General features: G+C 63.2%; 13 protein-coding genes and 1 pseudogene. 8 read left to right on the top strand and 6 right to left on the bottom strand.

Annotated elements, in window-relative coordinates; genetic code table 11:
- The 6 genes and pseudogenes from GRI65_RS14800 to GRI65_RS14775 all read left to right on the top strand — a co-directional run.
- Positions 1-321, top strand: a pseudogene (locus tag GRI65_RS14800) (S-(hydroxymethyl)glutathione dehydrogenase); the annotation flags it as partial.
- Positions 322-344: 23 nt separating this feature from the next.
- Complete coding sequence (locus tag GRI65_RS14795) at positions 345-722, top strand: VOC family protein (RefSeq protein ID WP_160757365.1); 378 nt, start codon at positions 345-347, stop codon at positions 720-722.
- Between the two features lie 13 nt (positions 723-735).
- Positions 736-1578, top strand: coding sequence for an S-formylglutathione hydrolase (fghA, locus tag GRI65_RS14790; protein WP_160757375.1), 843 nt, complete (start codon positions 736-738; stop codon positions 1576-1578).
- A 120-nt stretch (positions 1579-1698) separates the two neighbouring features.
- Entirely contained in the window at positions 1699-1968 is a 270-nt protein-coding gene (locus GRI65_RS14785; protein WP_160757364.1) for a hypothetical protein, read from the top strand.
- Positions 1969-2039: 71 nt separating this feature from the next.
- Complete coding sequence (locus GRI65_RS14780) at positions 2040-2282, top strand: DUF6894 family protein (RefSeq protein WP_160757363.1); 243 nt, start codon at positions 2040-2042, stop codon at positions 2280-2282.
- Between the two features lie 156 nt (positions 2283-2438).
- Positions 2439-3176, top strand: a complete 738-nt coding sequence (locus GRI65_RS14775) for a Crp/Fnr family transcriptional regulator (protein WP_160757362.1) — start codon at positions 2439-2441, stop codon at positions 3174-3176.
- A 6-nt stretch (positions 3177-3182) separates the two neighbouring features.
- Here the strand turns inward: GRI65_RS14775 and metW are convergent, their stop codons facing one another.
- Both metW and metX read right to left on the bottom strand, forming a co-directional pair.
- A complete protein-coding gene (gene metW / locus GRI65_RS14770; protein ID WP_160757361.1) occupies positions 3183-3782 on the bottom strand; it encodes a methionine biosynthesis protein MetW in 600 nt (199 codons plus the stop codon).
- The gene (gene metX, locus GRI65_RS14765) at positions 3779-4906 is read right to left on the bottom strand and encodes a homoserine O-acetyltransferase MetX (protein WP_160757360.1); all 1128 of its coding nucleotides are present in this window, start codon (positions 4904-4906) and stop codon (positions 3779-3781) included. The genes metW and metX overlap by 4 nt, the downstream gene beginning before the upstream one ends.
- A 95-nt stretch (positions 4907-5001) precedes the next feature.
- On the opposite strand from metX, the gene GRI65_RS14760 reads away from it, so the two are divergent.
- Positions 5002-6099 (top strand): pyridoxal phosphate-dependent aminotransferase, encoded by a 1098-nt coding sequence (locus GRI65_RS14760; protein WP_160757359.1) that lies wholly within the window; start codon positions 5002-5004, stop codon positions 6097-6099.
- The gene (locus GRI65_RS14755; RefSeq protein WP_160757358.1) at positions 6099-7031 is read left to right on the top strand and encodes a prephenate/arogenate dehydrogenase family protein; all 933 of its coding nucleotides are present in this window, start codon (positions 6099-6101) and stop codon (positions 7029-7031) included. Before GRI65_RS14760 ends, GRI65_RS14755 begins: the two co-directional genes overlap by 1 nt.
- Here GRI65_RS14755 and GRI65_RS14750 read toward each other — a convergent pair.
- The 4 genes from GRI65_RS14750 to ftsE are packed head-to-tail and all read right to left on the bottom strand — an operon-like array spanning position 7024 to position 9953.
- Positions 7024-7701, bottom strand: coding sequence for a lysophospholipid acyltransferase family protein (locus tag GRI65_RS14750; protein ID WP_160757357.1), 678 nt, complete (start codon positions 7699-7701; stop codon positions 7024-7026). The two genes, GRI65_RS14755 and GRI65_RS14750, sit on opposite strands and share 8 nt — an antisense overlap.
- Before the next feature lie 7 nt (positions 7702-7708).
- Complete coding sequence (locus tag GRI65_RS14745; protein WP_160757356.1) at positions 7709-8251, bottom strand: YdcF family protein; 543 nt, start codon at positions 8249-8251, stop codon at positions 7709-7711.
- Positions 8248-9192: a cell division protein FtsX gene (locus GRI65_RS14740; RefSeq protein WP_332872670.1), complete on the bottom strand. Its 945-nt coding sequence runs from the start codon at positions 9190-9192 to the stop codon at positions 8248-8250. Before GRI65_RS14740 ends, GRI65_RS14745 begins: the two co-directional genes overlap by 4 nt.
- A complete protein-coding gene (gene ftsE, locus GRI65_RS14735; RefSeq protein ID WP_160757355.1) occupies positions 9189-9953 on the bottom strand; it encodes a cell division ATP-binding protein FtsE in 765 nt (254 codons plus the stop codon). The genes GRI65_RS14740 and ftsE overlap by 4 nt, the downstream gene beginning before the upstream one ends.
- Positions 9954-10169 lie beyond the last annotated feature (216 nt).

Below are 10169 nucleotides of genomic sequence, written 5' to 3'. Positions count from 1 at the left end.
ACCGGCAACACCGACGTGATGCGCCAGGCGCTGGAATGCTGCCACAAGGGCTGGGGCACTTCGATCATCATCGGTGTTGCCGAAGCGGGCAAGACCATCGAGACCCGCCCGTTCCAGCTGGTGACCGGGCGCAACTGGCGGGGCACCGCCTTTGGCGGAGCGAAGGGCCGCACCGATGTTCCCAAGATCGTCGATTGGTATATGGACGGGAAGATCCAGATCGATCCGATGATTACCCACACGCTGACCCTCGACGAAATCAACAGGGGTTTCGACCTGATGCACGCGGGCGAATCCATCCGCAGCGTGGTTGTCTACTGAATCTACAACAAGGAGAGAGAGTAATGTTCAGCCATGTCATGCTGGGGGCCGACGATATCGACGCCTCGAAGAAGTTCTACGACGCCACCCTCGGCGTGCTTGGTGCCAAGCCGGGCGTGATCGATCCCAAAGGCCGGGTCATCTACATGAATAACGGCGGCATGCTGCTGCTGACCAAGCCGATCGACGGCCAGCCAGCCAGTTGCGGCAATGGTTCAACCATCGGTTTCGCAGTGAAATCTCAGGAAGAAGCCGACGCGTGGCACGAAGCGGGCATCGCCAACGGCGGCACCGCGATCGAAGATCCGCCAGGCATCCGCGAAGGTGCCGGGATGAAACTGTATCTCGCCTATCTGCGCGATCCCGCCGATAACAAGATCTGCGCCCTGATGCGGGTGTAACGGTTTGCCGGTGATCGAAACATTGTCGACCAACCGCAGTTTCGGCGGGGTGCAGGGCGTTTATTCCCATGCCTCCGCCGAAACCGGTACCGGGATGACGTTCTCGGTGTATGTCCCGCCGCAGGCTGCGGACCTCGAGCCGGGCGCGAAATTGCCCGTGTTGTGGTATCTGTCGGGCCTGACCTGCACCCACGCAAACGTAACCGAAAAGGGCAATTTCCGCGCCGCTTGCGCCGAACACGGGATCATCTTCGTAGCCCCGGATACGTCTCCGCGCGGGGACGACGTGCCCGATGACGAGGCGTATGATTTCGGGAAAGGCGCTGGGTTCTTTGTCGACGCCGTACAGGAACCTTGGGCCGCCAACTTCCGCATGCGCAGCTACATCGAAAGCGAACTTCCTGCGCTGATTGCAGAACACTTCCCCGCCGACATGACGCGGCAGGGTATCACCGGACACAGCATGGGCGGGCACGGCGCCCTGACCATCGCGCTCCGCAATCCGGACCGCTTCCGGTCGGTCAGCGCCTTCGCTCCGATCGCGTCCCCGCTGGCCTGCCCGTGGGGAGAGAAGGCTCTGGGCGGGTATCTGGGACCGGACCGGGACACGTGGCGCAAGCATGACGCGGTGGCCCTGATCGAGGACGGAGCCCGGCTCGATCACCTGCTGGTGGACCAGGGCACCGCCGATAATTTCCTGACGGAACAATTGAAAACAGGCCTGCTCGCCCTCGCCTGCCGCAAGGCCGGGATTCCGGCCGCGATCCGGATGCAGGAGGGATACGACCATTCCTACTACTTCATCGAAACCTTCATGGCCGAACATATAGGGTGGCATGCCGAGCGTCTGAAGTGACGTCACGACGCTATTCCTGAACCGGCGCGAGAATTATTATCCGCCGCACCGCTTTCACTTAACCTATGTGATTGCGCGAATCCTCCCCGACCTTCACCACATTGGCGGAAGGAGGTCGCTGTGGAGAATATTTACACCAATCTACCAACCTCGATTGCCCAGGGCGGGCGCAAGGCGTACCAGCTCATGTTCTTCGATCATCGCGGCAATGCTGCGAAGATTGTCCATTTCGATTCCGATGACGGCCATGAAGCGTTTGCGTTTGCTGAGCGCGAAACAGCCGGACGGACGGGTGAATTATGGCTCGATGACGAGCTCGTTTGCGGTCTTGTGCGTGATGAAGACAATGTCTGGAGCATTCGCCGCGCGCAGGTGTCGCAGGATATCTAAGTAATTAAGTTTTATGAGCTTTATCTATCCGCACGTTGGAACAATCCCGCAATCCCGGGATTTGTAGTACGATGCCGAGATACTATTTTGATTTGAGCAATGGTGCCGGTTTTGTCCACGACCCCGAGGGACGGGACGAAGGTAACCTCGCTGCAGCCAGGCAAGTAGCGATCACTGCACTGCGCGGTATTATTTCCAGCGAAATAAACGAAGGCAAGCCCGTGTCCCGCCGCTCGTTCATATCGGTGCGCAGCGAGGCGGGCGATGAAGTTGCAAAGGTACATTTTCAGGACGCGATATTGATCGAAGATTAGGCGCCGGCCGCGCTAGAGAAATAAACACTGATACAAATAAGTTATTGATGCAAGTTTGATTTTAATGTGAGTTAGTTTATACTCGAGGAATCATCGGGCAGTAACTGCAGACCGGTGGCTGAGAGACACGATAGCGCTCCCCGCAGGGGAGGTGCCATGACTGTCGATCGATCCGTGCTGCTACCTTACCTGTCGAAGGTGGAACGTCGCCGTTCGCTTTCCGAAGCGGCAAGCGCTGCATTTATGGCCCTGCCTCTCGAACAGCATAGCTATGAAATCTATCGCGATATTCTGAAGGAAGGCGATCGCCCGACACGGGCCTGCCTGATACTCACGGGTGTCGCCAGCCGCTATTCCACGCTCAAGAATGGCACCCAGCAGATCAACTCGTTCCATCTGGCCGGGGACATGGTCGATCTCAACGCGGGGCTGCTAACCGTTTCGGACAGCGGGATCAGGACGCACACTCCGACCACCGTCGTCACAATCGGCTGCGAAGACATCCTCGATCTCGCGTCGGACTACCCGGAATGGGGCCGCGCTTTCTGGTTCGACACTCTGGTTGACGCATCGATCTTCCGCGAATGGACGGTCAACGTGGGACGGCGCACTGCGGTCGCTCGCGTCGCCCACCTGTTGCTGGAATTCAACGCGCGCCTCGAGAAGATAGGACTGGGCGACGGGCGGGCGTTCGTCCTGCCGATCACCCAGGCCGATCTTGCCGACGCCGTCGGTCTCAGCGCAATTCACACCAACCGCAGCATCCAGCGGCTGCGCCGAAGCGGGGCCATCCGGACCCACGGCCGCAATTTCGTCATCGAAGATTACCCGGCCCTGGTGGAAGAAGCGTCCTTCGATCCCGCCTACCTCCAGCCGGAAGGCCCCCGGCGATAGACGCCCTTACCGGCTGAGCTGGAACACCGCATACTCGGCGCGCCAGTTGGCCCCCGCCGGGCCGATTTCGCGCTCACCCGCAAAGAACCAGCTGCGGTCCGCCTTCACGCCCTTGCTTCGCAGCAGTTCGCGGAAGTCGGTCACCGTGACGTGGTGGATATTCTGCGTCTCGTACCAACTGACCGGCAAGTGCCGCGTCACCGGCATCCGCCCCGTGACCAGCAGTGCGCGGCGCATCCGCCAGTGCGCGAAATTGGGGAAGCTCACGAAAGCCTGGCGTCCGACGCGCAGCAATTGGTCGAGCATCAGGTCGGGGCGCTCGGCCGTTTGCAACGTCTGGCTGAGGATCGCATAATCGAACGCGCCATCGGGATATTCCGACAGGTCGCGGTCCGCATCGCCCTGGACCACCGACAGGCCGCGCGCGACGCATTGTTCCACTTGCACCGGATCGATCTCCAGCCCGCGCGCGTCAACCTGCCGCGTGTCGCGCAGCGCCGCCATCAACGCGCCGTCGCCGCAGCCGATATCCAGCACGCGGGTGCCGGGATCGATGTGGTCCGCGATCACTGCAAGGTCGGGCCGCAGTTTCCGGGGTCCGCTCATTCGAGGAACCCCGCGACCACTCGGTCGAGCGCGGGAACGTCGAGAAGGAAACTGTCGTGCCCAAACGGTGCGCTCAATTCGACGAAGCTGACCGGCGCGCCCGACGCGTTCAGCGCATGGACCACGTGACGGCTTTCCGCCGTCGGATACAGCCAGTCGCTATCGAAGCTGATCAGGCAGAAACGCGCCGTGGTGCCCGCGAAGGCGTTGCCAAGGTGGCCGCTCCTGCCGTCGCTGGAGAACTCTTCGGCGAGATCGAAATAATCCATGGCTCGGGTGATGTAGAGGTAGGAATTGGCGTCGAACCGCCGGGTGAACCCGCTGCCCTGGTAACGCAGGTAACTCTCCACCTGGAAATCCGCATCGAAGCCGAAGCTCTTTGCGCCCGCGCTGCCGTCGGCCCGCTGTTGCAGGCGGCGCCCGAACTTCTCGGTCAGCCCGGCTTCGCTGAGATAGGTGATATGCGCCGCCATCCGGGCGACCGACAGGCCAGCATCAGGGCGCTGGTCCTGCGCGTAATAATCCCCGCCAGCCCATGCCGGATCGGCCATGATTGCCTGGCGGCCAACCTCGTGGAACGCGATATTCTGCGCCGAATGCCGCGCCGTGGTCGCAATCGCGAGCACCCGCGCGGCGCGATCGGGGAAATTGGCGGCGAGGCTAAGCGCCTGCATGCCGCCCATCGACCCCCCGACCACCGCGTGCAGCCGCTCGATCCCCAGACCGTCCAGCAGCGAGATCTGTCCCCGCACCATGTCGCGGATGGTGATGACCGGAAACCGCATCGCATAGGGGCGGCCGTCCGGCGCGTTGCTGGCGGGGCCCGTGGAACCCATGCAGCTGCCGATGACATTGGCGCAGATCACGTGAAAACGGTTCGTGTCGATCGGCTTGCCCGGCCCGACCATCCGTTCCCACCAGCCGGGCTTGCCCGTCACCGGATGATCGCTGGCAAGATATTGGTCACCGGTCAGCGCATGGCAGACAAGGATCGCATTGTCCTTGGCCGGGCTGAGTTCGCCGTAGCTTTCATAGGCAATCACCGCGCCTTCCAGCGCATCCCCGCTGTCGAGCGGCAGGCTGTCGGGAAGCGTGAGCACGCGGGAGGCATTTTGCACGGACATCGGCGGCGGGACTTGGGGCAGGCGCGCTAGCCTGTCAATTGTTCCGGCAATCGGGCTGTCATTGCGCGCGTAAAGCGGCTATTCGCGCCGCCGACATGACAACACCGCCTACTCCGAAACCGTGGATCGCCGACATCCATGCCTATGTCCCCGGCAAGGCGCGCGGCAGCGACGGCTGCAAGCTGGTCAAACTGTCCGCGAACGAGAACCCGCTCGGCAGCAGCAGCGCGGCCATCGCGGCGCTGGCAGCAGCTGCGCCCATGGCTGATTATCCCGATCCGGATTCAAATGATTTGCGGACCGCCCTGGGCGCTTTGCACGCAATCGATCCCGCACGGATCGTGTGCGGCACCGGTTCCGGCGAACTGCTCGGACTGGCGGCGCAGGCCTATGCCGGGCCGGGGGACGAGATCGTCTATTCGCGCTACGGGTTCTCTCTCTACGAGATCGTCACCAAGCGCTGCGGCGCTTTGCCGGTGGTCGCCGCCGACCGCGATTACGGCACCGATGTCGACGAAATGCTCAAACATGTCGGGGATAATACCCGCATCATGTTCGTCGCCAACCCGAACAACCCGACCGGTAGCTACCTGCCGCAATCGGAGATCGCGCGCCTGCACGCCGGCCTGCCTTCCGATGTGCTGCTGGTGATCGACCACGCCTATGCGGAATATCTGACCGACGAGGAAGACGACGGCGGATTGTCGCTGGCCGCGGCGCATGAAAACGTGCTGCTCACGCGGACATTCTCCAAGATCTACGGCCTGGCCGGGGAACGGGTGGGCTGGGCCACGGGCGCGCCCGACATCATCGCCAACCTCAACCGAATTCGCGGCCCCTTCAATGTCACCAACCATGCACAGGCCGCCGCTCTGGCCGCGGTCGGCGACCGGCGTTTCGTGGAAGCTTCGCGCGAACACAACACCGCCCAACTCGCGCGGTTCACCGCCTTCATTGACGGGCTTGGAAATCACGGCTTACGCGCCGTTCCCAGCAAGGCGAACTTCCTGTTGGTCCTGTTCGAAGGCAGCATCACAGCCGAAATGGCGCAGGATTCGCTGGCAGACGCTGGTTATGCGGTTCGCTGGCTGCCGGGGCAGGATTTACGGCATGGCCTGCGGATTACCATCGGCACCTCGCAGCAGATGGACGATGTCATGGCGGCCCTTCGCGTGCTGGTCGGGGAAGCCTGATGGCGATCAAACGGGCGGCAATCATCGGGCTCGGCCTGCTCGGCGGATCGATCGGCCTGGCGGTGAAGGAATTCCTGCCGGGAGTGACGACCACCGGCTTCGACATCGACCCCGGGGTGCGTGTCAGGGCCGGATTGCGGGGACTGGTCGGCGAAGTGTGCGGCACTGCCGAACACGCTGTGGCGGATGCGGACCTGGTTATTTTCTGCGTCCCGGTCGGGGCGATCCCTGCAGCCGCTGAGCAGATCCGCGGCAGCCTGCCGCCCCATGCGATCATCTCCGACGTGGGTTCGTCGAAGCAGACCGTCGGGGAAGCATTGCGAGCCGCCCTGCCCGGTCACACGGTAATTCCCGCGCATCCCGTGGCGGGCACCGAGCGCAGCGGGCCGGAGGCGGGATTTGCCTCCCTGTTCCAGCACCGCTGGTGCATCCTCACGCCGGACGAGGACACGCCGCCCGATGCCTTGGCCGATCTGCAGGATTTCTGGGAAGGGATCGGGGCTCGGATCGAAATCATGGACGCCGCGCATCACGACCTGGTGCTGGCGGTGACCAGCCATATCCCGCATCTGATCGCCTATACGATCGTCGGCACCGCATCCGATCTCGAGGATGTGACCCGCAGCGAAGTTATCAAATACTCGGCAGGCGGGTTTCGCGATTTCACCCGGATCGCCGCGTCGGACCCGACCATGTGGCGCGATGTGTTCCTGCACAACCGCGGGGCGGTGCTGGAAATGCTCGGGCGGTTTACCGAAGACCTGACTGCGATGCAGCGGGCGATCCGATCTAGCGACGGGGAGGCGTTGTTCGACCTGTTCACCCGCACCCGCGACATTCGAAATTCGATCATCGAGATGGGCCAGGACGATGCCCGCCCCGATTTCGGCCGCGCCGACCATACCGGGCAAGGCACCAAGGAGCCTAGTTGAGAGCGTTGATCGCGGCAATTACCCGCGCTTCGATCTCCGCGCGTGGCAGCCCGGGGGGAATGGTTTCGCCGATCCGGTAGGTGATGGTTCCGGGGCGTTTCCAGAACCGGTGATACATCGGGCCGCTGTTCACCGCGACCGGAACCACTGGCAGCCCGATCAGCTTGTACAATCCTGCAAAACCCGCCTGCAATTTCCCGGCTTCGCCATGCGGTGTGCGGGTTCCTTCCGGATAGATCACCAGTGGGCGACCTTCCTGCGAATATTCGCGGGCAGCCGAGACCATCTTGCGCAGCGCCTTCGCGCCCTGGTCCCGCTCGACGAAAATCATGCCATACGCCTTCGCGGCGCGCCCCCAGCCGGGAATGATCGACAGTTCATGCTTCGCGAAGGTGACCGGGGTATCGTACATTGCCGGAGCATCGATCGCCTCGAAAAAACTTTCGTGGCGGACCGCGTAAAACACCGGTTCGCGGGACAATTGGCCTTCGACCTCGATCTTGATGCCGAGCAGCCAGCGCAGACAGGTCCGGTGAAAACGTGACCATGCGGCTACCGACCATCGCAGCGGCGCGGGGCCGATCGGGATGGAAACAACCGAGGCGAGGACGAAGAACACGCTGCCCAGATAAAACGCCGGATAGAACAGGATATTGCGCAGGAAAATCATGGTGTCCTCAACGCTGCCACAGCCAGGCGATGCGGCTTGCCAGCAATTTGTGATATTCCAGCAGCAAGGTTTTCAGGCTGGGGTCTGACGCTGATGCGTCCTCGATGATGGTCACCTCGTCCGGCAGCACATGACGCAATTCACCCGCCGCGCGCCACATGTGCCAGTCAGTCGTCACCAGGCGGACGGACGTGTAACTGCGTTCCTCCAGCCAATCGGCTATTTCCGCCGCATTGCCGCGCGTATCGACCGCGGCATAGCCCAGTGTGACGCAGCATTGCATCGTCTGCATCGGTACCGCGAACTGCGCGGCGAATTCTCCCGGTTTCACTTCCGGATCCACGCCGCTCACCAGCATCTGTTCGGCATGGCCCGCCGCGAGCACTTCCAGCCCCCGTTCGATCCGCCCGGGACCGCCGGTCGGCACCACTATGGCGTCGGTGGTCGGCGCTTCTTCGCCGTCCGCCAGCGGACCCGGCAGGGCGACCGCGAACCACGCGAACCCGGCTGCCCAGACGATCACGATCGCTGCGAGAATGCGGCGGATCACAGCATCCGCCTTAACGCGCCCATGACCGTCACGCGGGCGGTGAGCACGGCGATGATCACGCCGAAGGCCGGAACGAGCGCCAGCAGCACCCAGTCGATCCAGGAAAGCCCCCCTCCGGCCACCATTCCCGAACCGAGCCCGGCAAACTGGCGGCCGATCACGAACACGGCGATCAGCCCCAACGCCAGCCCGGCGGCGCCGCCGAGCGCAGCGTCGAACCCGACCGACCGCTGGAATATCCGTGCGATCTGGCTGTCGGTACCGCCCAGCAGGTGAACGACCTCGATTGTGTTGCGATTGGTGCCAAGCGCGCTGCGGGCCGCGAGCCAGACGGCGGCGGCGCTGGTGAGGCCCAGCAGCACGACCAACGCCAGCGCGAGCCACTGAAGCGAAGATATCGCCGAGAAAACGGGCCTAAGCCACGCCGACTGCGCGTCGATTCGTGCCGCCGGGGCCTGTTCGGCGAGCAGGGTGCGCAGCGAATCCAATTGTGTCTCGGTCGCATCGCTACGCAAACGCACGTCGATCAGGGCCGGGATCGGCACCGCTTCACGGTCCGCCCCCACGCCCAACCACGGTTCCAAGAGCTGTTCCAGTTCCTCATCGGGTACCCGCGCGGCGGATACCACGGCGGGATGCTGCAGTAGCAGCGCGAGCGATGCCTGCGCCTGGCGGCTCCGCTCCAGCGGCAGGGCCTCGACAATCTGCACCGTCGCGCCGCCCGACAATTCGCTTTGCGCGGTCTGGGCGAGATTGTTGAGCGCCAGGCCCCCGGCAGCGGCGATCACCGTCAGCGCGACCATTATCGCGATCACCCATGGTATCGGACCGGCTAGCCGGGCCTGCGGAACCAGTTGGGAAGCGCGGTCACCGCGCATGGCAGAAAAGCGGCCGGAAAGGCGACCATCGACGTTTTTCCTGCTGCGGCGCGGACGCTTCAAAACTCGCCCCCATCGCGCGGCAGCGGCGCATCGGCATCGATATCGGACATCTGCCGGCGCGGCGGATACCGCAGCGCACCGGTCGGGTCCGACAGTCGCCCCTTGTCCAGCCGCATGATCAGGGAATCGGGCACCTTGCGCAGCAGGTGCACATCATGGGTCGCAACCACCACGGTGGTGCCGAGCCGGTTGAGCGCCTCGAACAGGCGGAGCAGCTTGAGCGCCATTTCCGGATCGACGTTACCGGTCGGCTCATCGGCGACCAACAGGTCGGGACGGCCGATCACCGCCCGTGCAATCGCCACGCGCTGTTGCTCTCCGCCCGACAGGGTGGCGGGCCGGGCATGCGCGCGGCTGGTCAGGCCGACCCATTCGAGCATATCGGAAACCGGCCCGGCGAGGTCGGCTTCGCGCATTCCGGCAACCCGCAGCGGCAGGGCGATGTTGTCGAAGGCGGAGAGATGGGGAACCAGCCGGAAATCCTGGAACACGACGCCGAGACGGCGGCGAAATGCCGGCAACCGCGAGCGCGGCAAAGTGATCACGTCGGTGCCGAACATCGAGATGCCGCCGCGCGACGGACGCTGCGCAAGGTACAGCAGCCGGAGCAGCGAAGTCTTGCCCGCGCCGCTCGCCCCGGTCAGGAAATAGAAGCTGCCCGGATACAGCGTGAAAGACACGTCGCTCAACACTTCGCGGTCGGTGCCGTAACGCAGCCCGACATTGTCGAAGGCAATGGTTTCACCGGTTCGGGGGCTCATCGGCAGTATCCGCGCGCATCACGGCGGCATAGTTCACAGGTGCGATCGCTGCGAATTCCGCAGCAGGATGGGCAGCCCCATCGATTAATTGTGCCGGGAACGGAAGATACTGCCATGATGATTGGCCTATAGCTATGCTTCGATGTGGAAAAAAGCCACCGTATTCCCCCCGATAGCCGTTGAAGCCTTGTTGCATACCCCTTGCAGGACTAAAGA

Origin of the sequence: Allopontixanthobacter sediminis, from assembly GCF_009828115.1 — a bacterium.
Taxonomy (GTDB): Bacteria; Pseudomonadota; Alphaproteobacteria; order Sphingomonadales; family Sphingomonadaceae; genus Allopontixanthobacter; species Allopontixanthobacter sediminis.
The sequence above is the reverse complement of the archived record's forward strand: the minus strand, read 5'-3'. Positions and strand labels throughout refer to the sequence as shown.